This is a genomic window from Achromobacter pestifer (assembly GCF_902859625.1).
Lineage (GTDB): Bacteria > Pseudomonadota > Gammaproteobacteria > Burkholderiales > Burkholderiaceae_B > Achromobacter > Achromobacter pestifer.
Genome location: NZ_CADIJX010000001.1, coordinates 1,060,438 through 1,082,023 on the forward strand (window position 1 = coordinate 1,060,438; position 21,586 = coordinate 1,082,023).

19 protein-coding genes are annotated in these 21,586 nt (G+C 64.3%); 5 read left to right on the plus strand and 14 right to left on the minus strand.

Going from position 1 to position 21,586, the window contains the following annotated elements:
- Nucleotides 1–15: 15 nt before the first annotated feature.
- Genes HV753_RS04545 through HV753_RS04555 form a run of 3 tightly spaced genes read right to left on the minus strand, consistent with a single transcriptional unit; the run spans nt 16 to nt 2,494 of the window.
- Nucleotides 16–813: an ABC transporter ATP-binding protein gene (locus tag HV753_RS04545; RefSeq protein WP_175173208.1), complete on the minus strand. Its 798-nt coding sequence runs from the start codon at nt 811–813 to the stop codon at nt 16–18.
- A complete protein-coding gene (locus HV753_RS04550; protein ID WP_175173209.1) occupies nt 810–1,940 on the minus strand; it encodes an acyl-CoA dehydrogenase family protein in 1,131 nt (376 codons plus the stop codon). The genes HV753_RS04545 and HV753_RS04550 overlap by 4 nt, the downstream gene beginning before the upstream one ends.
- Complete coding sequence (locus HV753_RS04555; RefSeq protein ID WP_175173210.1) at nt 1,940–2,494, minus strand: carboxymuconolactone decarboxylase family protein; 555 nt, start codon at nt 2,492–2,494, stop codon at nt 1,940–1,942. Before HV753_RS04555 ends, HV753_RS04550 begins: the two co-directional genes overlap by 1 nt.
- A gap of 214 nt (nt 2,495–2,708) precedes the next feature.
- Between HV753_RS04555 and HV753_RS04560 the strand changes: the two genes are divergently transcribed.
- Nucleotides 2,709–3,632: an AraC family transcriptional regulator gene (locus HV753_RS04560; protein WP_246288147.1), complete on the plus strand. Its 924-nt coding sequence runs from the start codon at nt 2,709–2,711 to the stop codon at nt 3,630–3,632.
- 16 nt (nt 3,633–3,648) lie between these two features.
- Here the strand turns inward: HV753_RS04560 and HV753_RS04565 are convergent, their stop codons facing one another.
- The 3 genes from HV753_RS04565 to HV753_RS04575 are packed head-to-tail and all read right to left on the minus strand — an operon-like array spanning nt 3,649 to nt 6,942.
- Nucleotides 3,649–4,467, minus strand: coding sequence for an alpha/beta hydrolase (locus tag HV753_RS04565; RefSeq protein WP_246288148.1), 819 nt, complete (start codon nt 4,465–4,467; stop codon nt 3,649–3,651).
- 4 nt (nt 4,468–4,471) lie between these two features.
- On the minus strand, nt 4,472–5,767 hold the full coding sequence (locus tag HV753_RS04570; RefSeq protein WP_175173212.1) for an O-acetylhomoserine aminocarboxypropyltransferase/cysteine synthase family protein: 1,296 nt from the start codon (nt 5,765–5,767) through the stop codon (nt 4,472–4,474).
- A gap of 35 nt (nt 5,768–5,802) precedes the next feature.
- Nucleotides 5,803–6,942 carry an aminotransferase class V-fold PLP-dependent enzyme gene (locus HV753_RS04575; RefSeq protein WP_175173213.1) on the minus strand — a complete coding sequence of 380 codons (1,140 nt, stop codon included), beginning with the start codon at nt 6,940–6,942 and terminating at the stop codon, nt 5,803–5,805.
- A 169-nt stretch (nt 6,943–7,111) separates the two neighbouring features.
- Between HV753_RS04575 and HV753_RS04580 the strand changes: the two genes are divergently transcribed.
- Together HV753_RS04580 and HV753_RS04585 are read left to right on the plus strand one after the other, a co-directional pair.
- Nucleotides 7,112–8,134: an amino acid ABC transporter substrate-binding protein gene (locus HV753_RS04580; RefSeq protein ID WP_175173214.1), complete on the plus strand. Its 1,023-nt coding sequence runs from the start codon at nt 7,112–7,114 to the stop codon at nt 8,132–8,134.
- Between the two features lie 59 nt (nt 8,135–8,193).
- Entirely contained in the window at nt 8,194–10,368 is a 2,175-nt protein-coding gene (locus tag HV753_RS04585; RefSeq protein WP_246288149.1) for an ABC transporter permease subunit, read from the plus strand.
- A gap of 110 nt (nt 10,369–10,478) precedes the next feature.
- On the opposite strand, the gene HV753_RS04590 is transcribed toward HV753_RS04585, so the two are convergent.
- Together HV753_RS04590 and HV753_RS04595 are read right to left on the minus strand one after the other, a co-directional pair.
- Nucleotides 10,479–11,966, minus strand: a complete 1,488-nt coding sequence (locus HV753_RS04590; protein WP_175173215.1) for a DUF1254 domain-containing protein — start codon at nt 11,964–11,966, stop codon at nt 10,479–10,481.
- Between the two features lie 75 nt (nt 11,967–12,041).
- The gene (locus tag HV753_RS04595; RefSeq protein WP_246288150.1) at nt 12,042–13,505 is read right to left on the minus strand and encodes a DUF1254 domain-containing protein; all 1,464 of its coding nucleotides are present in this window, start codon (nt 13,503–13,505) and stop codon (nt 12,042–12,044) included.
- Between the two features lie 127 nt (nt 13,506–13,632).
- On the opposite strand from HV753_RS04595, the gene HV753_RS04600 reads away from it, so the two are divergent.
- The gene (locus HV753_RS04600) at nt 13,633–14,559 is read left to right on the plus strand and encodes a helix-turn-helix domain-containing protein (RefSeq protein ID WP_175173217.1); all 927 of its coding nucleotides are present in this window, start codon (nt 13,633–13,635) and stop codon (nt 14,557–14,559) included.
- Nucleotides 14,560–14,702: 143 nt separating this feature from the next.
- Entirely contained in the window at nt 14,703–15,203 is a 501-nt protein-coding gene (locus HV753_RS04605) for a hypothetical protein (RefSeq protein WP_175173218.1), read from the plus strand.
- Nucleotides 15,204–15,311: 108 nt separating this feature from the next.
- Here the strand turns inward: HV753_RS04605 and HV753_RS04610 are convergent, their stop codons facing one another.
- From HV753_RS04610 to HV753_RS04635, 6 genes are read right to left on the minus strand one after another with little or no spacing between them, the layout of a single operon-like run.
- A complete protein-coding gene (locus HV753_RS04610) occupies nt 15,312–15,722 on the minus strand; it encodes a Zn-ribbon domain-containing OB-fold protein (RefSeq protein WP_175173219.1) in 411 nt (136 codons plus the stop codon).
- A gap of 2 nt (nt 15,723–15,724) precedes the next feature.
- A complete protein-coding gene (locus HV753_RS04615; protein WP_175173220.1) occupies nt 15,725–16,882 on the minus strand; it encodes an acetyl-CoA acetyltransferase in 1,158 nt (385 codons plus the stop codon).
- Between the two features lie 37 nt (nt 16,883–16,919).
- A complete protein-coding gene (locus HV753_RS04620) occupies nt 16,920–18,059 on the minus strand; it encodes an acyl-CoA dehydrogenase family protein (protein WP_175173221.1) in 1,140 nt (379 codons plus the stop codon).
- A 30-nt stretch (nt 18,060–18,089) separates the two neighbouring features.
- Entirely contained in the window at nt 18,090–19,619 is a 1,530-nt protein-coding gene (locus tag HV753_RS04625; protein ID WP_175173222.1) for an AMP-binding protein, read from the minus strand.
- An 18-nt stretch (nt 19,620–19,637) separates the two neighbouring features.
- On the minus strand, nt 19,638–20,498 hold the full coding sequence (locus HV753_RS04630; protein ID WP_175173223.1) for a MaoC family dehydratase: 861 nt from the start codon (nt 20,496–20,498) through the stop codon (nt 19,638–19,640).
- A gap of 55 nt (nt 20,499–20,553) precedes the next feature.
- On the minus strand, nt 20,554–21,537 hold the full coding sequence (locus HV753_RS04635; protein WP_175173224.1) for a Bug family tripartite tricarboxylate transporter substrate binding protein: 984 nt from the start codon (nt 21,535–21,537) through the stop codon (nt 20,554–20,556).
- Nucleotides 21,538–21,586: the final 49 nt, after the last annotated feature.

Below are 21,586 nucleotides of genomic sequence, written 5' to 3' on the forward strand. Positions count from 1 at the left end.
GGGACAGTCGTCGGTTCACACCAGCGCGGCATCGCCGCGCACGGCCCGCAGCGCAGCGCGCAAGCGAGTCAGGATTTCAAGGCGCAGCGCGCTCATTTCGGGCAACAGGTCGGCGCGCGGATGCGGCAGGTCCACTTGCCACACCCCCAGAATGCGCCCGGGCACGCCACCCAGCAGGACAATGCGGTCGGCCAACACCAGCGCTTCATCGATGTCGTGCGTGATCAGGACGGCGGCCGTGTGAAAATCCGCCACCACCTTGCGCAGCAGCACCTGCATGTCGCTGCGCGTGACTTCGTCCAGCGCGCCAAAGGGTTCGTCCAGCAGCAGCACCGAGGGCTGTCGCGCCAGGCAGCGGGCCAAAGCGGTGCGCTGCGCCATGCCGCCAGACAACTGCGACGGCCGCAGGTGCCGCGCATGCGACAGGCCGACCTCGTCAATGGCTTGGTCCACCCGCGTCCGGCGCTGACTATCCGTCAGTGCGGGCTGATGCTTGAAGTCCAGGCCAAAGGCAACATTGCGTTCCAGCGACAGCCACGGCAGCAGGCTGGGATCTTGGAACGCCACGGCCACGCGCGGATGCACTCCCGTCAACGGTGCGCCTTCCATCAGCAACGATCCGGCGGTGGCCGGCTGCAAGCCCGCCAGGACGCGCAGCAGGCTGGACTTGCCCGCCCCGCTGGCGCCCAGCACGGCCACCACTTCGCCGCGCGCCAGATCCAGATCCACATCATGGAAGACGGGATCGGCCGCGCCGGCATAACGCAAGGCCAGGCCGCGTGCGTGCAGTACGGGCCGCGCGGCCGTCGTCATGCGGCAGCCTCGGCGGCCAGCCTGGCCTGGCGCTTGGCCAGTTCGGTCTTCAACTGCACCAAGCTGGGCGTCACGATCGGCAAGAAGGCCGCTTCGCGCCAGCGGCGGGCAAACCCGGCGCCTGCCGGCTTCAGATAGGCGGCGCCGCCACTGGCCTGCAATTCCAATTGCACGGCCTGGTTGGCCGCTTCGGCCAGCGCGATGCGTAGCTCGAACAAAGCCCAGGGCTCGGCCACGAAACGCTCACTGCGCACCCCGGCAATGAGGCTGGCGCCAAGCTTGTCCACCTGCACACGCAGCGCCTCCAGCGGCTGGCCCAGGATGCCGCGCGACGCCTGCCCCTGCCCCGACTGCGCGGCTGCTTGCAGAGCGCGGCGTGCCAACCCGATCGACAAACCGCATTGCAACCCTGCAAACGCCGGCCGGGCCTGCGGCAGATACTGCCGGGCATCGGGATGGATCAGCCATTCCGGGCCGATGCGCACACTTTGCACCTCCAGGGCAGCGGTGTTGCTGGATTGCAGGGCCAGCAAGGACAGGTCCGGGCTGCGAACCAAACCGGCGATGTCGTGCGGCAACGCCACGACGGCAGGCGTGCCGTCAGGCGCGGTCACTGCGGCGGCCACCAAGAAACCTTGCACCCGCAGGTTGGTCACCCAAGGCATGCGTCCATCCAGCACCCATTGGCCGCCCTCTTCCCGTGCGCCAATCTGCAAGGATTCAATGCCGCTCAGGAATTTCATGGCATTCGACAGCGCGGTGGCACCGGCCTGCTGACCGCTCAGCAGCGGCGCCATCCAGGCATCCGCCAGCGCCGTGTTCGGACTGCGCAACAGATATTCGATGAAGACACGCTGGCCCCAGGCCACGAAGGCGCTGGCCACCGACCGCTCCGCCACTTGCGACACAGCTTCGATGGCATCGCCAATGTCCGTGCCGGGCAAGCCGCCCAGCGCCTGCGGCACGCCAATGCGGAACACGCCGGCGTCAGCCAATTGGGGCAGCACCGTGGCCGCGTCAAGGCTGCCGTCGTCCAGGGCATCGGCATGCTGCTCCAGCCATGACGCCAACCCCGACGGCAAGGTCCAGCCCACACTGGCCGTGGCGCTTACCGATTGCGCCGTCATCACGCACCGCTCCAGGCGTAGTCACGCAATTGATCGTTCAGCGGCGTCTGCGCCAGGTTATTGCCAAAGTTGCAGATCGTGGCCAGCCCGACGCCTACGATCACTTCCAGCGCATTCCCATCGGTGTAGCCGGCGTCGCGCAGGGCCTGCAAGGCGTCGTCGCTGACGCGGCCGCGCGTCTGGATGACGGCCTCGGTAAAGGCCGCCAAGGCTTGCAGGCGTTCGTCGGGCACCACGCCCTGGGCGCGCAGCGCATCCACGACTTCCGGCGACAGCCGCGCCTTGTTGCGCGCCAGCGCCGTGTGGCCGGCCACGCAGAACGTGCAGCCGTGGCGCGTGCCCGCAACCAGTTGAACCACCTCGCGTTCCTGCAAGGTCAGGCCCGCACGCGCATTGATCTGCGACAGCGTTTGGTAGGCCTCCAGTGCAATCGGCGCATTGGCCAAGACCCCCAGCAGATTGGACAGGTATCCCGAGCTCTGCTCCGCCGCGGCCAAGGCGGCGCGCGTGGGTTCGGGAGCGCTTTGCGCGGTATGGACGGGCAAACGGGCCATGAAGATCTCCTGGGGTATCGTAGAAAACCGTATTGTGCGGGCGCCCGGCAACAAGCGACAATGCACGAAGATCGCAACTTGATGCTAGATCTTATCGACTTTCAGCTATGCGCTTATAACCAGACGTGATCTGCCATCATCCTCCCAAACTGCGACGGTCTTCTGATCAGATCAGTTTCGCGCCATTTTCTTACCCGGCCCTTGCACCTTGCCCTTGAATCCCGACCACACCGATCAAGCCGCCGTTGACGCGCTGCTGTTGTCCAGCCTGGAAGTCCAATCCAGCTTGTATCACCTGGGGCAATACTGCGGCAATTGGTCCGCCAGCACCAGCGGGCGGGCCCGCGCCAGCTTCCATCTGGTCCTGCACGGCCGGTGCCGGGTCGAGCTGGGCGACGGACTGGATACGCTCACACTCGCGGCGGGCGATGGGGTGTTCTTCTTGCGCGACATTCCGCACGCCTTGACACCGCTGGCCCCGGCCGCTCCCGGGGCCGCCTTGTGTACCGCGATGGAACCGTTGCTGCCGCGCCAGGCAGACAGCACCGGCCTGGCTTGCGGCTTTTTCCAGTTTCGCCCCGGACTGGCCGACCTGCTGGCCGACACCCTGCCCGACTACCTGGTGCTGCGCGCCGACGATGAGCGCTTTCGCACCGCGCGCGGCGTCTTTGAACTGATACTGGGGGAAACGGCCCGCGAACCCGGCGCGTCGCCCGTGGTGCTGGAACGGCTGACGGATCTGCTGATCTTCTTCATGCTGCGCCATCTGGCGATTCATGACCGGCAAGCCTACGGTTTGTTCGTCCTGGCGCGCGACCCGGCCATGGCAAGCTTGCTGCAAGCGATACTGGACAACCCTGCCGCCCCCTGGAGCATGCAGGACATGGCAGAGCGCCTGCACATGTCGAAGGCGACGTTCCACCGGCGCTTCACGCTGCAAAGCGGCACGACCCCGGCGCAGTTGCTGCAATTGCTGCGCATGCGCGTCGCACGCCGTCACTTGAGCCAGGGCATGGGCATTCAAGATGCGGCCGAGCGTGTCGGGTATCAATCGCAGGCCGCCTTCAGCCGCGTGTTCCAGCGCACGGAAGGCGTGGCGCCTTCCGCCTGGCGCAAGCGCCACCCCGCGCAGTCCTAGCGCGGGGCGACGGGCGTCAGCCCAAGCCCAACAGCAAATCAGCCAGCAGGCCGGGATGCGTGATGTGTGCTTCGTGCGGCGTGGCGATGTCCACCCACTTCCAGCCCTGCTGAGATTTCACCAGCTTGCGCGATGCTTCCAGCACGGCCAGTTCAGGTTGCGTGCAGTGGATATAGGTGCGCGGACGTCCATTGCCAATGGGGTTCTTCAGCGTCAACGGCGTGGTGTAGCTGGCCAGCGGATGCGCGGTCAGCCGGCGCTTGACCCATTCATAGTCCGCGCTGCCAGGCGTGAAACCCCAGGCAGCGGGAATCGGATCAGGAATCGGCACCGCCAAGCCGCCGGTGGCCTTGGAGGCCGCGGCGATGCGCCCGTCGGCATCCGCCTTCGGATACACCGAAAATGCATTCTGACCGCTGTTCAGCACGATGGCGTCGAAGTACACCAGATGCGCCAGGCGCTCGGGAATGCGGTCGGCCACGCCGGTGATGGGAATGCCGCCGAAGCTATGCCCCACCAGGATCACGTCCTGTAGTTCTTCGGTTTCGATGACCTGTACCAGATCTTCGACGAAGGTATCGATGGTGATGCTTTTGCTCAGCAGATGCGCACGGTCGCCCATGCCGGTGTAGCTGGGCGCGTACACGCGATGACCAGCCGCTTGCAGACGGTCGGCCACCGGACGCCAGCACCAGCCGCCATGCCAGGAGCCATGAGCCAGGACATACGTCTTGGACTTCTTGGCGGGCGTGGCGGCAAGCGCCCTGGCGCCCGCCGCCAGGGCGGGCAGCCCGGCGGCCAGTTTCAACAGGGTTCTGCGGGGAATCATCGTCATTGGATCAGACCTGCGCCAGCGCCTGTTCAAGATCGGCGATCAGGTCGTCGATGTGTTCAATGCCAATGGACAGACGCACGGTCTCTTCACGCACGCCGGCCTTTTGCAGTTCTTCCGGATTCAACTGGCGGTGCGTGGTGGAGGCAGGGTGCGTGGCCAGCGACTTCGAATCACCAATGTTGACCAAGCGCGTGAACAGTTGCAGCGCATCCTGGAAGCGCGCGCCCGCGTCGCGGCCGCCCTTCACGCCGAAGGTGAACAGACCGGGGACCTTGCCGCCCAGGTACTTCTTCGCCAGGGCATGATCGGGGTGATCCGGCAGGCCGGCGTAGTTCACCCACTCCACCTTCGGATGCTCGCGCAGGAAGTTGGCCACCTTGACGGCGTTCTCGACGATGCGGTCCACGCGCAGCGCCAGCGTTTCAATGCCTTGCAGGATCTGGAACGAATTGAACGGCGAGATCGCCGCGCCCGTGTTGCGCAGCGGCACCACGCGCGCGCGGCCGATGTAGGCGGCCGCGCCGAAGGCTTCGGTATAGACCACGCCGTGGTAGCTGATGTCGGGTTCGTTCAGGCGCTTGAAGCGCGTCTTGTGCTCGGCCCAGGGGAACTTGCCGGAGTCGATGATGGCGCCACCCAGGCTGGTGCCGTGGCCGCCCAGGTACTTCGTCAGCGACTGCACCACGATGTCGGCGCCGTGTTCGATCGGACGCAGCAGGTACGGCGACGGCACCGTGTTGTCGACGATCAACGGCAGGCCATGGCGATGCGCTACGTCGGCCAAGGCGGCGATGTCGGTGATATTGCCCAGCGGGTTGCCGACGGACTCCGCGAAGATGGCCTTGGTGCGGTCATCGATCAGCGCCTCGAAGGCGGCCAGATCGCTGGGGTTGGCGAAGCGCGTGGTAATGCCGTACTGCGGCAACGTGTGCGCGAACAAGTTGTAGGTACCGCCATACAGCGTGCTGGACGACACGATGTTGTCGCCCGCCTCGGCGATGGTCAGGATGGCGTAGGTGACGGCGGACTGGCCCGACGCCAGCGCCAGTGCGGCAATGCCGCCCTCCAGGGCCGCCACGCGCTGTTCCAGCACGTCGGTCGTGGGGTTCATGATGCGGGTGTAGATATTGCCCGGCACTTTCAGGTCAAACAGGTCGGCGCCGTGCTGCGTGTCGTCGAAGGCGTACGCCACGGTCTGATAAATGGGCACGGCCACGGCGCGGGTCGTCGGGTCGGGACGATAACCGCCATGCACGGCGATGGTTTCCAGGCGCCAATTGGGCTGCTTCGGTTCAGTCATGTGTCTCTCCAGAGATGCGTTATCGATGATTCAGATCAGACGGCAAGCGCGCGCGCGGCGCGCAGAATGCGTTCGACGTCTGCATGATTGTTATAGGCGCCGACGGATAAGCGCACGTAACCATACTCCACTATGCTGGCCACCACGCCCTCTTGGGTCAGGTGCGCCAAGGCGCCCGCGGGATCGGCCACACGCAGCGCCGTGGTCGTGCTGCGCAATTCGGTGTCCGGCGGCGACACCACGTGTGCGCCGAATGCGCGCAGCCCTTCGCTTAGCGCTTGCGACAGTTCCAGCACCCACGGTTCGATGCGGTCGGGTTGCGCGCCTTCGATCAGGTCCAACGCGCCCGCCCATCCGGCGATGCCGGGATAATTCAAGTTGCCCGTTTCCAGCCGCCGGGCATCGCCCGCATCGGACACGCCCACCTGCCATTGCAGGCCGGACTTGTCCAAGGTGGTCACGCCGGAGGGACCGACATACAGCGGGTCCAGCGCGTCCAGCAGTTTGGGCGACACATGCAACAACCCCACGCCCAGCGGCCCCAGCAAGCCCTTGTGCGCGCCGCTGGCAAAGGCGTCCACGCGCCATTCGTCCACACGGGCGCGCAGCAGGCCCGCGCCTTGAATGCCGTCGACCACCAGCCAGATGCCGCGTTCCGAGCAACGGCGGCCCAGTTCCTCGATGTCCGTGCGCAAGCCCGTGCCGTACTGCACCCACGACACCGCGATCAAGCGGGTGCGCGCGTCCACGTGTTGCCACAAATCGTCCACCGTGTAGCGATGCGACTGCGCTTGCGCCACGCGCACCTGCACGCCACGGCGGCGCAGGTTCAACCAGGGCAAGGCATTGGTGGGATGCTCCTGATCGTCCACGATCAGGTTGTCGCCATCTTGCCAATTCAGACCTTGGGCAACGGTGTTCAACCCTTCGGTGGTGTTCTTGGTGAAGGCCAGTCGGCGTGCGTCGCCGCCAATCAAGCGGGCCAGGCGCGCACGCAGCGCATCCGCATCACGCAACCATTGCGGCTTGTCGCTGCGGGCATGCGTGATGCCGTCAAAGAACGCGGCAACCGCCTCCGCCACCTTCGGCGACAGCGGGCTGGTGTAGGCGATATTGGCGTAGGCCTTGTCGCGTGTGATGGGAAACAACTGCCTGAATTCGTCCTGCCAGCTCATGCGCGACCTTCTTCGTTATTCCAACTTGGTATGACCGAATTCTAGGTATATGACGCGGATACGGATACGGCTTAGTTCTTATATTCATATGACCATATAGTCGCTCGGAATTCGGAATCCCCCCTCTAGAATTCATGCCTTTCTTGCATACGATAAATACGGGAATGGCATGCGACTGACTCATTGCATCAAGACGGCGGGCGTGGCCGCGGCACTGGCGATTGCCGGAGCAGCCCACGCAGGCACCGTCGACACCATCAAGAAACGCGGCGAACTCGTGTGCGGCGTCAGCCAAGGCTCCGCCGGTCTGTCGATCGCCGACAAACAAGGCCGTTGGACCGGGCTGGATGCGGACCTATGCCGCGCGCTGGCCGCCGCCGTGCTGGGTGATCCCGAGAAAACGCGCTTCGTGCCGCTCAGTTCCCAGCAGCGCTTCCCCGCGTTGCAGTCGGGCGAGATCGACGTGCTGAACCGCAACACGACCATCACGTCCGGCCGCGACGCGGGCCTGGGCATCGTGTCCGCCGGCATCGTCTTCTATGACGGCCAGGGCTTCCTGGTGCCGCGCAAGCTGGGCGTCAAAAGCGCCACCGAACTGGACGGCGCCCAAGTCTGCGTGCAGCCGGGCACTGTCAATGAACAGAACCTGGTCGACTACTTCAAGAAGAACAAACTGACCTACCGGCCCGTGGTGATCGAAAACCTGGTCGAGCTGGAACAGGCCTTCTACGCCGGCCGCTGCGACGTCTACCTGTCGGATGCCTCCACGCTGGCCGCCAGCCGCGCCGCGCGCGCCGGCAAGCCCGATGACTTCGTGATCCTGCCCGAACGCATCAACAAGTCGCCGTTGGGTCCCTTCGTGCGGCAGGACGACGCCAACTGGGCGGCCATTGTGCGCTGGACGGTCAACGCACTGGTCTCCGCTGAAGAACTCGGCATCACGGCAAAGAACGCCGACAGCCAGGCACAAAGCACTGATGCCCAGGTCCGCCGCCTGCTAGGCGTGGACCCGGGCATCGGCAAGAGCTTCGGTCTGGACGAAAGCTGGGCAAAGAACGCCATCAAGGCGGTGGGCAACTACGGTGAAGTATGGGACCGCAACCTGGGCCCGGCCACCCCGTTGAAGTTGGATCGCGGCCTGAACGCGCAATGGAACAAGGGCGGCCTGCTGTATTCCCCGCCGTTCCAGTGAGCTGATTCCCTGAACGCGGCAGGCGGGCCCATGGCCCGCCTTTTGTATTGGCACGATCCATGATGACAGCACTTTCCTACCCCTCCTCCCCCGTTGGCCCGCTGCGCCGCTGGCTGCCGTCCCTGGCCTGGATCCTGGCGCTGGGCGGCATGGCCGCTGTCTTGTTGCTGCACATCGAATCGGTGCAGACGGCGCGTGGCGTCCAGGGTGGATTCGGCTTCCTGTTCCAGGCTTCGGGCTTCCGCATTTCAGAAAGCCTGCTGAGCGTCACACCGGACGATCCGTACTGGATGTCCATCGCGGCAGGCCTCGTCAATACCTTGACCGTCGCCGCCGTGGCCATCCCGCTGGCGACCGCGCTGGGCATCGCGCTGGGCCTCATGCGCCTGTCGTCCCATTCGCTGGCCGCGCGCTGCGCGGCGATCATCATCGCGCCGCTGCGCAATACGCCGGTGCTGCTGCAACTATTCGTCTGGTACGGCCTGTTGCTGCGGCTGCCTGATGTGCGACAGGCGTGGTCGCCTTTGCCGTCCGTACTGTTGTCCAACCGCGGATTGGCCTTGCCCGCCGTGCATGGCTGGCTGCCCTATGCCGCCGTGGCACTGCTGGCGCTGGCGGCGTTGATGTTTCGTTGGCACACGAGCCGCCGCTTGGGAAAGACGCCGGTGTATGCCGCATTGGCCGGTACCGTCCTGACGTGGGCGCTGCTGCCTGCCCTGCAAATCGACCTGCCCGTCAAGCGCGGCCTGGGGCTACAAGGCGGCTGGCAACCCAGTATTGAGTTCGCGGCGCTGGTGATCGGCCTGGTCGTGTTCCACGCCGCCTATATCGCCGACATCGTGCGCGCTGCCGTGCGCGCGGTGCCGCTGGGACTGGTCGAAGCCGGGCAGGCAATGGGGCTCGCGCCGTGGCGCGTGTTGCGGCTGGTCATTGCGCCCTACGCGACGCGCGTGGCGCTTCCGCCCTATGCCAACCAGTGCCTGGCGCTGGTGAAGAACAGTACCCTGGCCATTGCCATCGGCTACCAGGAATTGATGGCCGTCATCAACACCGCCATCACGCAGACCGGACTGGCGCTGGAAGGCATCGCACTGGCGGCCGCCGTGTACCTGATGTTGGCGCTGTTGCTGGGCGGCGGGCTATCAGCCTGGAACGCACGCCATACGCGGCACGGCCCGGGCGACACTCATGGCGCGCGGCTAGGCGACCGCCCCCACTGGAACGCTGCCGGCAACGATGGCCGCCCCTGGCTCGGCTGGCTGGCGTCGGCCGTCCTGGCCTTGGCGCTGACAGCGGCCGCTTGGTTGCTGCTGGACTGGGCCATCTTGCGGGCCGCATGGCAAGGCAGCCCCGCCGCTTGCGCCGATGTCTCCGGCGCCTGCTGGGCTGCGGTGAACGAAAACTTGCCGTTGCTGTTCTTCGGCACCATGGCGCAACCCGATCGCACGCCCGCATTCTTCGCCTGCGTGGCGTTGCTGGCCGGCATCGCCTTGACGCTGAGCGCGCGCCGGCTGCCGGCCAAGACCCGCACCGTGCTGCTGCTGATCCTGCTGGCGGTCGTGGTCGGCGCCTTGACGGGTTGGCCCTGGGGCGGCAAGGCCATCGGCCCGCAACGCTGGGGCGGATTGCTGGTCACGTTGATCCTGGCCATCGCTGCCCTCGCCGCTGCCGTGCCGCTGGCATTCGGGTTGGCGCTGCTGCGGCGCTCGGACAGTCGCGCGGGGTCCTTGGCCGCCGCCAGCCTGATCGAGGCCGTGCGTGGCGTGCCACTGGTGACGCAGTTGCTGTTCGCGTCCTTTGTGCTGCCCATGCTGCTGGGCGGCGGCGTCTCCAAGTTCAGCATGGCGCTGGCCGCATTGACGCTGCACACCGCCTGCCTGCTGGCTGAAGTGCTGCGCGGCGCCTTGCAGGCCATACCGCCCGGCCAGATGATGGCGGCACGCGCCCTGGGCATGCGCCCTTTCACCGCCTACACGACCGTGATCTGGCCACAAGTGCGCCGCATCGCCGCGCCCGCCGCGCTGGGCGTCTTCGTGGGCGCGGTCAAGGACACGTCGCTGGTGAGCATCATCGGGGTATTCGACGTGCTTGGCGCGGCCAAGGCCGTGGTAGCCGGCACCGATTGGCGGCCCTATCACGTCGAGGTCTATCTGGCAGTGGCGCTGTTGTACTTTGCAGCGAGCCTGGCGCTGTCCAAGGTGGCCCGGCGGCTGGAAAGCGGCGTGCGCCGCTAAGAACGTCGTTTCGCGCTTTCGGGTTCCGCGCTTTAGGGTTCGTTAGGGTGTCAGACTGCAATGTCCAACTCCGGAAAAATGCAGTCTGACACCCAAGAAACCTGCCGCCGTCACTCAACCTTTACCACGTCATCCGGCTTCCAGGTCTGATCGTAAAAGGCATCTTCGGCGCCGTACAAGCGCAGAGCGACAAGGAAGTTCCGCGCAGGAATCGTTTGGATGAATGCGGCATCCACCACATCCTTAGGCTTTTCCGGTCCAAACCAGATATCGATGGAACCGTCGGGCTGCTTGGGAATGTCGTAATAGCCATTCGTGGAAGGCAACAACTGCTTGGTTTCGGGCATCGTGCCGTCGGTAATGTTGTATGCCGTCACCGCCCAGAACAGGCCGGCCGGCGGATTGGGAGGCAAATGCAATTTATAGGTATGACTGCCATCAAGGAAATTGCCGTCCCGGTCTCGTGCGGTGAAGGGATACTTCGAACCCGCGCCGGTGGTATGCATCACCATGGCGGGCGCTGAAGAGTAGGCAAACTGGAAGAAATTGGCGCGCTGGCTAACATCCAGGTAGCTGTCCTGCATCCATTCGGCCGTGCCGCCCGCCCAAGTATTTTCGTAGTACCGGTCCTTGTAGTAGAGGTTGCGCTTGTCTTCACGGCCCAATTGCCGGTTTGCCAGAATCATTCTGGGCGCGGTTTCAACGGCCTTTTTCAGCAGCTCGTCCTGACGCGCGGTCGGTTTGAACGGCTGACCTTTGACAATGCCGATGGAGGCCAGCACGCCACGCAACTCAGGATCAATGGCTTCGACGGGCTCGTAGTCCACAAACTCCTTGAGCTTGGTCCAATACGTGCTGTCCGTGGGGTACATCATATTAAGGGGCTTGCCGCTGGCATCCGGAAACGCCATCGGCTTGACGTCTTTCTCCGTCGCCCACAAGGGGTATACGCGCGTCGTCTCGGCGCTCTTCACCGCAGGCACGGGGTCGGGCTTTCCATCTCCTTTGGCCATGACGGTTCGGAAGAACAGAAAGACGTTGTAGGTGGGTGACTTGAAAGCGAAGTAGCTGCTTGGCACATGCCCCTGGTAGTCCGGCGGCAAGAGGACATACAGCCCCCCGCGCGCCCGGTCGGGCCCGACCGCGCCGACATCCGTGATGGTGCGCTGGAAGAAGTCAGTGAACATGCCGATGACGTTGGGCGGAGCCTTGACCACCAATGGCCCCGTCTTCTTCAAATCAAGGTAGCTCATGGAGTAGATGACATCGGCGTTGGGCGTGGGCACCATCGTGCGCGAATCCATGCGCTGCTTCCAGATCGGAAGGATGTTGTAGCCGGCTCCGAATGCCTTCTCCGAACCATCACGCATACCGATGACATTGAGCGCAGGCAGCATTGTCATGTATGCGTGGATCGCGCGCTGATAATACAGCTCGTCGCGCAGCGACTCCGCCTCTTTGGTGTCGAGCCAATTCCCGTTGTTGATCTGCTGGACCAAAGGAGAAGCTGGCGCGTTCTGTTGCGCAAGCGCTGAACTTGCGGCAAGCGCGCCAAGCAGCGCGAAAGCGGCAGAGGAAAGTCTGAACGTTGCAGGCATGGGCCCACTCCTTCGGATGGATGGAAGTCACGCGCGTCCGATGGACGCGATGCAAGGTTGTCCTGGCCCGCGGCCCTACTCAACTTTCTTGACCGCAGGCGGCTTCCACCCCCCGTCCAGGATGCCCTTTTCGCCCCAATAGGCTCGGATATACAGCGAGATCGGCTCCTTCGGAGAGGGCAGCCAGTTTGACTCCTTATCCTTGCCCGGTGAGGCTGGCCCCACGTAGATGGTCAGCGATCCATCTGGATTTCGCTTCAGATCCTTGTTCTTGGTCCCCAGCGAATAGCGCTTGAGATCATTGGCGCTGAAGAGGTGGTGCTGGTTGTATAACGTCAGCGACCAGAAGCCCTTTACCGGGGGGAGCTGTCCTGCCGGGAACGTGACTTCATACCGCTGGCCGCCGTCCAGCGTCGCCCCCGTTGAATCAAAGTCGGTATAGAAATATTGCGTCTCGGTCGGCCGGTTATCGAACATATTCGACTTTGCCGTGCCGGTTCGATTGAAGTAGTCAATTCCCGTCTGCGCATTGTTGGTGGACCGGTTCCATTGATTGCCGGCCGGACGGCCGTTATGGGTCCATTTGAAGAATGGCGTAATGACCTGCTCTTCCGTTTCCCTGGCCGCTTGGACCAGTGCATCCTTGATCGCGGGATCACGGGCTGCCGCCTCAAGGACCGAACGAAACTGAGCGTACATGGCTTCTTCGCCCGGCAAAGGCGGCACCATGTCGAGGACCTGCGGCAGCTGATCAAAGAAGTTCTCAGGCACAACCCAGCGGGTTTCACCTGAACTGGCGGAGTCTGCTTGAGGATTGGGAATGTCGGGTGCCGTCTTCCAGTCGATGGTTTTCATCTTGCCATTGAAGTCCTTCAACGGATAGAACACGACCTGGTTGATTTTTGCCTGGATGGCTTGCCGGTCCTTCTCAGTGTCATCCATGAAGATGCGCGGAATCGCATTGGCCAGTGCGGTTGGGCTGCGAATGACCGCCTGCACGCCGGCGGGCTTCTTGCCTTTCCAATTAGGGCCGACCAGAAGATAAAAACCGGGTTTGCTCTGATATGGCTTGCCAAGTTCACCAAACTGATTGGTGCGCTGGTCATAGAGCGCGTAGACCCAAAAGCGGTCGCCAAAGTCTGGCACTTGCGCAATGACGGGCTCTTCATCCAGCGAAAAGAATCCCAAGCCATACACCACGTCCTGATTTGGACATGCCACAAAGGTCTCTTCGGGCACGATGTAGTCATGGAGCATACCCACCTGCCCACGCGGAGCCGCTGGCAGGACTCCCCCCAGCAGGCCGGGACGGGGGGCTTTGGTGATGCGCTCCTTGCGGTTAAGCATATTCACCATCGGCCAGCCCCACACATATGCCATGCGACCAATGGTCTTGGCGTACTCGGGGTGCATGGTCACGCCGGCCGCAGGAAGCGTCAGCGCGCTCTTGGCGGCTTTTTCGGGCGCCGCGGTGAACGCCGGGCCGGCCGAAAACAGCAAGGCAAGCGATGAAGCAATGACAATTCCGTGTTTAACCATGTGGCACATCCTCGGGGTTATCCCTGTGCAGGGCTGGCGCGGGCAAATGCTGGAACGGAACCATTCTCGCTAGTGACGTGTCCCCGAGTCCATGCTAATTTTGGCAATAACTCGTCAGCATGTTGCGATGAACTCCATGAAGTTGCATCGTTTGAGATCCTTTGAAGAGTACGAAGCCGCCGTGGTCAACGTTGACCTCAACGTGCGCTTGCTTGGCCCAGCCGATGGCCCATGGCAGATTGGCCACGCAGATATTGACGGCATCGTCATCCAGCAAGGCATTGAAACCGTGGCGAACCTGTGCGAGGCATCGGGATCGCCCGCGCATTTGATGTTCTTGATCTCGAATGGCCCTCCGGAGCCGACCTGGTTGAACGGGGTCGCATTCAGACCGGGGCTATTGGGCATACTTGCACCAGGCCGAGGCTTTGTGTTTCGAGCGATCGGACCCAATCGATGGATGACCATCGCCATTCCGCTGTCGTCGGCGCTTTTTCGCGGAGATGACGAGACCGCCGCCGTCCTGCGCTCATGGACTCGATCCACGCAAATGCTGCAATTCGAGCCGATTCTTGTCGAGGCGTTGCATCAAGCGGCGTTGGTCGCGGCGGCCCCCGACACCCCTCCGCCGGCGGGACGCGCGCTGATGGAAAATGCTGTTGCGGCATTGATTCGCGCGCGGTCGGTGCGAAAGCCCATGCGCGGCCGACCCGGCATGTCTCGCCACGAGATGTGCGACGCAACGCTAGACATACTGCGCGTTGCGAACGGATCCAAGCCTGATCTGGTCGAATTTGACCGTTTATCCTTCAGCGCAAGATCGCTCAGGGGGTTCTTTCAGCAGTGCTTTGGCTGCGGACCCACCCACTATCTCCATTTACGTCAACTGCATGCGGTGTATGCGGCATTGAAAGGCGAAGCCATGCGAAAGGCCCCCATCGCCGAGATATTCGACCGCGAAAGCTATCCCTACTCCAACTATTCGCTAGCGCGCTACCGTGCCATCTTCGGCGAATCGCCTTCGGAGACCCGGATGGGATCCGAGGCACCTTAGAAGGCCTCCGCGGCGGCCGGTCTCGTGCGGGCATGCCAAAATGACCACTTTAGATCCAGCACATCGGGAACGCGCGCGAGCGTTACGTTACAGTGCTGATCAGCGTGGCTTTGCCAGCGAACGAATCCAGGAGAAGTACCGCAGTGAATGACACCCACATATCGGATACCGATATAACCGAAGACCGCAAGGAACAGGAACCCAGGCTTTGGCGTGACGACGGCTGGACCGCCCGGATCATCAAGAACGAGGACGACGACGGCTGGGCCGTGGAGATGACCCTGGACGGACAAGCCGAGCCGGCCCTGGTGGGCCCCTGGACCATGGGGCGCGACAAGAAGAACCCCAAGCCGCTCGACTCCCCCGCGTTCATCACCTTGGTCAAGACCGCCAACGAAGTCCTGCGCCGTCACGAACAGCAACTGCACGCGACGCTGCACAAGAGCGTGAAGATCGATGCCGCCGCTGGTCGCCTGACCGTCAAGCTGGACATCGTTCCAGATGAAGACGAGCCCTATGCCGTGCTAAGCGCCTACGATGAATCCGGCGAACAACTGGCCGAGGTCCACGTCGCACCGAACTACAAGCTGAGCGTGCAACGTGCGTCGGAGTGGGCAAGCGGCGGTTTCGGCAAGCAAGGCTGATCCGGGCGTTTCTCCGACCGGTTGCGCGTGTTTGAATCCCGCAACGTGATGATCGGCAAAGGATCTGGCCTCGGCGGGTTCACCGTATCCGACGAGGCCACGTGATCCTCAGGCCTCCAACGTGAACTGCGGCAAGGTGATGTCGGGGGATACCTGCTCGAAGCACACCCGCACCCGGCTGCCTACCCTGACCGCCTCGGGCGGGCTATCCACGATATTGGCCATCATGCGCACCCCTTCGTCCAGGTCGATCATGGCGACGACATAAGGCACCTTGTCGCTCAGGCCCGCGTTGCTCGGCCGCCGATTGATGGTATAGGTGTAGACGGTTCCCTGGCCGCCGCACTCGATCCACTCGATGCTGTCTGACAGGCACGCCGTGCAGAACTCGCGCGGGTAGAACTGGCGCGTCTTGCAGCAACCGCATTGCTGGATGACCAGGCGATGTGTCTTTGCCGCGTCCCAGTACGGCTGGGTGATCCGGGTCGGTTGCGGCAGCGGGCGTTGAACTTGGTCCATGGTCAGACTCCGAGAATCAGGGTGGTGTTGCAGGAAAAAACCAGGCCGGGCGCATGTACCAGCGCCAGCTCTGCCTTGGGCAGCTGGCGCTCCCCGCATTCCTTGCGCAACTGGTGCACCGCTTCAAGCAGCAACAGCATGCCGAACTGGCCCGGGTGGTTGTAGGACAGGCCGCCGCCCGAGGTATTGATGGGGAAATCGCCCCCGGGGGCCAGACGCCCCTGCGCCACGAAGGCGCCGCCCTCGCCGCGCTTGCAAAAGCCCAATTCCTCCAGCGACTGGATCACACCGATGGTGAAGTGGTCGTAGATCTGCACCACGTCGATGTCGGCGCGCGTGACGCCGGCCATCGCCAGCGCGGCATCCGCCGTCCGCGCCACATCGGTATCCAGCCAGTCAGCGGTGTTGAACGGGGTGTAGTGGTGCGAGAAGGATTCAGCAATGCCCATCACGTAGACCGGCGGCCGCTTGAGGGTACGGGCGCGCGCGGCGGACGTGATGATGACGGCGCCGCCAGCGTCCGTCACCAGGCAGCAGTCGCGCTGCCGCAAGGGATCGGCGATCATCCTGGAAGCCATGACTTCGTCGATCGAGGTGTCCTCGCGCCGGTAGGCCTTGGGATTGAGTTGCGCCCATTTGCGCGCCGCCACCGCCACCTCGGCCAGGTCCTTGTGGGTGGTGCCGTAGCGGTGCATGTGCAGTTTCGCCACCATCGCGTAATAGCCTATGGGGCTCAGTTGCCCATAGGGTGTGATGAACTGGCCGCGCGGCATGCGCATGTCCTCGGGCGTGCCGCCGACCTTGCGCGTGCCATCCGACAGCTGGGTGCTGCCGTAGGCCACCAGCGCCACCTCGCACATGCCGGCCTCGATCGCGGCCATGGCGTGACGGATGTGCATCACGCTGGACATGCCGCCGACGCTGGTCGAATCCACATAGCGCGGCCGTATGCCCAGGTATTCCGCCAGATGCAGGCCGGCGAATTTGTCGTCGACGTGGGCGAACACGCCATCCACGTCCTTGAGCGTCAGCCCGGCATCGCGCAAGGCCCGAGCGGCGGCCTGCGCTTGCAGGTCCAGTGAGGTCATGCCGGGGACTTTCCCCAGGTCGGATTCGGCGGCGCCGACAATGGCGACCGATTTCGAAAGGTGCTTGGTCATGTAGGGATCTGTTCCTGTCTAAGTCGAAGAAGAAGATTCAAAGCGTGCGGGCGATCAGTTCGCGCATGACTTCCGAGGCCCCGCCATAGATCCGGTTGGGCCGCACATCGGTGTAGGCGCGGGCAATCGGGTATTCGCGCATGTAGCCGTAGCCTCCATGGAACTGCACCAGATCATCGATGGCGATCGTGGCTTCGGACGCCCACAGCTTGGCCATGGCCGCGCCCCCGGCGTCGAGCTCGCCGTCCAGGTATTGCTGCACGCAGCCGTCGACGAAGGCGCGGGTGGCGGCAGCCAGGGTCTTGATATCGGCCAGCTTGAAGCGGATGTGCTGGTTGTCGATCAGGGCCTTGTCGAAGGCGCGTCGTTCCTTGGTGTAGTCGACCGTCCACTGCAAGGCACTTTCCAGCGCCATGGCGCAGCGCACCGCGATCATCAGGCGCTCGCGCACCAATTCCTTCATCAGGTAGCCGAAGCCCTGGCCCGGCTCGCCCAGCATGTCTTCGTCCGGCACGAACATGTCCTGAAAGAACAGCTCGGCCGTGTCCTGCGCCTTCTGTCCGACCTTGTCCAGCAGGCGTCCGCGCGTGAATCCGGTCGTCGCGGTATCGACCCAGAACAGGCTGATGCCGCGCGCGCCAGCGCCGGGATCGGTCTTGGCCACCACCAGCACGCGGTCGGCATGGAAGCCGTTGGTAATGAAAGTCTTCTGGCCGTTGATGACGTAGCCGCCCTGCGCCTTGGCCGCCGCGGTGCGTATGGCTTTGACGTCGCTGCCCGCCCCCGGCTCGGTCATCGCAATGGATGCCACGATGTCGCCCTGCGCCATGCCTGGCAGGTCACGCTGCTTCTGGCGCTCGGTGCCGAAGTTCAGCAGATAAGGGGCCACGATGTCGGAATGGGTCGTGAAGCCGGTGACGCCGGTGGCCAACGCGCGGGCGATCTCCTCCACCACGATGATGGTGTGCAGGAAATCCCCGCCTCCCCCGCCGTACTCCTCGGGCGTGCTGGGCAGCAGGATGCCGGCTGCGCCGGCCTTGCGCCAGAGGTCCCGCGGCACCAGGCCTTCCTGTTCCCACTGGTAGTGGTTGGGCGTGATCTCGTGCGCGATGAAGCGCGCCACGGTGTCGCGGAACAGTTCATGGTCCGCCGAGAAAAGCTTGCGCTGCCGGTTCATGCCGTCTCCTGATCTGTCATGAGGGACCGCCTACGCTTGCGGCCAGTAACGCTGCTTGACCAGCCGCTTGAGCAGCTTGCCGGTTTCGGTGCGCGGCATGTCGCTGGAAAAATCCACGCTCTTCGGGCACTTGACGGGCGAGATCCGGTCACGGCAATAAGCGATCAGCTGCAACGCCAGGTCGGGACTGGCGGCGGCGGGATCACGCAATTGCACGACCGCCTTGACCTCCTCGCCGAACTCATCGTTCGGCACGCCGACCACCGCCACATCGGCCACCGCAGGATGCGTGCTCAACAGGTTCTCGGCTTCCTGGGGATAGATGTTGACCCCGCCCGACACGATCATGTTGGACAGGCGGTCGGTCAGATACAGATAGCCGTCCTGGTCCAGATAGCCGATATCGCCATAGGTGGCCCAGCCGCGCGCGTTGTAGGCGCCGCGCGTCTTGTCCGGATCCTTGTGGTATTCAAAGGAGCCGCCCCCGGAGAAGTAGATGACGCCGGGCTGCCCCACGGGCAGTTCGTTCAGCCCATCTTCGCTCACGATGTGCGCCTGGCCGAATTCCGGCCTGCCGACCGAGCCGCGGTGCGCAAGCCATTCGTCTGAGCCCAGTGACGTGCGCCCCACCAGCTCCGTGCCGCTGTAGTACTCGTACAGGATCGGCCCCCACCACGCGATCATGGCTTCCTTGACGTCGACCGGGCACGGCGCGGCCGCATGCACCGCGTAGCGCAGCGTGGACAGGTCGTGGCGCGCACGTACTTCCTGCGGCAGCCGCAGCAGCCGGATGAACATGGTCGGCACCCATTGCGAATGCGTGACGCCGTAGGTGGAAATTGCCTCAAGCGCCCCGGCCGCATCGAATTTTTCCAGCATGACGCAGCTGCCGCCCGCGCGCAGCGCCGCCATGTTCCAGCGCACCGGGGCTGCGTGATAGAACGGCGCGGTGGACAGATAGACCGTGTCGCGATCGAATGCCTTCCACGCGCTACTGGGCGCGTCGCCAACGCGGAAGTAGCGGTTGGCCACCGATAGCGGACGCTTGATGCCCTTGGGCAGCCCGGTGGTGCCCGACGAATACAGGAAGTCCGTGCCCTCCGGGGTTTCCGGCAGCGCCACATCGTCGGCATGGCGGCCGGCCCAGGCCTCGTACTGGATCGCGGCGGCGTCCGCGCCATCCATGCAGACGCGCAACACGCCGCGCCGGTCCAGGCTGTCGGCATCCGTTTCGGCCTGCGTCTGGCCCGAATAGAACAGGACCCGGGCATCGCAGTTCTCGATGATGTAGCGCGCTTCCTCGCGCTTCAGGTGGCGGCTGATGGTGGTGTAGTACAGGCCGATGCGGTGCGCGGCCCACAACAGCTCGAAAAAGCGCGGATGATTTTCCAGGAACACCGCGATCACGTCGCCGGCCTGCAAGCCGGCATCCAGCAAGGCTGCCGCGCATTTGCGGCTGCGCAGTTCCAGCTCGCGCCAGGTCACCGTGGTTCCAGACGGAATCATGCGGTAGGCGATGCGATCGGGCATCTCCCGGGCATGGGCTTCAAGTGCAGACATGGTTCACCTCTCGTTTGCTCAATGCGCCAGGCTGGCGACGCCATTGCTCAGCACCACCGTGCCGCGCTCGTGGGCCAGGGCCCGAAACCGCAGGTTGTCGCCGTCGCGCCATATCTCCACGCGCAGCGTCTCGCCCGGGAAGAACGGCGCCGAAAAGCGCGCGGCGATCGCGCCCAGCCGCTGCGGCGCCGCAGGCGCGCAGGCCTGCAACAAGGCGCGGGCCGCCATGCCATAGGTGCATAGCCCATGCAGGATGGGCCGGTCGAAGCCGGCGGCGCGCGCCATTTGCGGCAGCGCGTGCACCGGATTGAGGTCGCCGTTCAGGCGGTACAGCAGGGCTTGCTGTGGCAGCGTGGTCAGCAACACGACCTGATCGGGCTCGCGCTCCGGCGTGGCCGGCAAAGCCTCTGGCGATTCGTCGCCCTGGCCAAAGCCGCCATCGGCGCGGCAGAACGACACATGCTCGACCGTCGCCAGCGGCTCGCCGCTGTCGGCATCCGAGATATCGCGCACGGTCACCACCAGCGCCCCCTTGCTGGCGCCCTTGTCCACCACCCGCGTCACCCGGGTCTGGCTGCGCACCGCGCCGGCTGCGGCCAGCGGGGCGTGGAAGGTCATGCGGTGCTCGCCGTGCAGGATCTTCACCCAGTCGATGCCGGTGGCCGGATCGGCCGCCCAGCCGTTGGGCGCACCGATGGTGGCCAGGAAGGTCGGCACCACGGCCGTCCCCTCTTCATGCACGTAGCGCAGCTCGCCTTCTTTGCCCGGATCGCTGCCGTAGCCCAGTCCCAGCGCGTAGATCATGCAGTCGCGCGCGGTATAGCGGTCGACGCGGTCCTCGAACTTCCAATTGCGCAGGTTTTGATAATCGATTGCCATGGATCATGCCTCCCTACGCATGCCGGCGGCGTCTTTGCCGCCGCCGGCATGCTGGTCATTCCGCCTTGATGCCGGCGGCCTTGATGATTTTTTCCCAGCGGTCCTTTTCCGACCGGATGAAAGTGTCGAACTCGGCCGGCGTGCCGCCAAGCGGAATGCCGCCCTGCTGCGCCAGTTGCTTCTTCACCTCTTCATCGGCCAGGACCGCGTTGAGCTCGGTGTTCAAGCGGGCGACCACTGCCGGCGGCGTGCGGGCCGCGACCAGCACGCCCAGCCACGCGCCGACATCCACGTCGGGATAGCCTTGCTCGGCCAGCGTCGGCACGTCGGGCAGGATCTGGCTGCGTTCGCGGGTGGTGACGGCCAGCGCGCGCAGCCTGCCGGCCTTGACCAGCGGTGCCACGGTGATCACGTTTTCGACCGTGAAATCCACCTGCCCCGCCACCAGATCATTGGTCGCCGGCGCCGCGCCCTTGTAGGGCACGGTGATCGCCGTGAAGTCCAGGCGGTTCTTCAGCAGCTCGCCGCCCAGGTGTCCGGAGGTCCCGATCATGGATACCGCCATGGACAGGTTGCCCTGCTTCTTGCGCGCATAGTCACGGAATTCGGCCAGCGTCTTGACTGGCGCGTTGGCGTTGACGACCAGCGCGTTTGGCATCGTGATGATGCGCGCCACCGGCGCGAAGTCGGACATCGCGTACGGCAGCTTGCTGTACAGCGTGTAATTGACTGCGTTCGGCCCGCTGCTGCCCATGACCATCGTGTAGCCGTCGGGTTCGGCGCGCAGCAAGCTCTGCATGCCCAGGATGCCGGCCGCGCCCGGCACGTTTTCCACCACCACTGGCTGCCCCAGCCGTTCGGACAGTTTCTTGCCCACGATCCGGCTGGTGATGTCCAGGATGCCGCCCGGCGAACTGGGCGCGATCAGGCGCAAAGGTTTGGTCGGATAGCCATCCGCCGCGCGCGACATCTGCGGCAGGGCCAATGAGGTCATCAGGCCGGCCAGCACTGCCAGCGCGACTCGCCTGCGTGTGTTCATGTATGTCTCCTGATAGTCTTGTGTCCCGCGGGCTTGTGGCGCCCGCTGT